The sequence below is a fragment of the Jeotgalibacillus sp. ET6 genome (assembly GCF_029667115.1).
Lineage (GTDB): Bacteria > Bacillota > Bacilli > Bacillales > Jeotgalibacillaceae > Jeotgalibacillus.
Genome location: NZ_JARUIU010000328.1, coordinates 1 through 233 on the forward strand (window position 1 = coordinate 1; position 233 = coordinate 233).

1 protein-coding gene is annotated in these 233 nt (G+C 34.8%); it reads left to right on the forward strand.

Going from position 1 to position 233, the window contains the following annotated elements:
- Window positions 1–43: 43 nt before the first annotated feature.
- Window positions 44–233, forward strand: a 190-nt coding sequence (tnpA, locus tag P6709_RS20370; protein ID WP_231823740.1) for an IS200/IS605 family transposase, incomplete at its 3' end; no start/stop codon positions are given.

Below are 233 nucleotides of genomic sequence, written 5' to 3' on the forward strand. Positions count from 1 at the left end.
GTGTTCAAGCCAAAGTCAATAAGGGAAAAGAGGTTATATAAATATGGCTAATAAATTAAATAGCTTAGCCCATACGAAGTGGTTATGTAAGTATCACATCGTATTCATACCAAAGTATAGACGTAAAGCGATCTTCAATCAATACCGAAGAGACCTGAGAGATTATATTCGTTTGTTGTGCAAATATAAGGGAGTAGAAATAATTGAAGGTCATATGATGCCAGATCATGTGC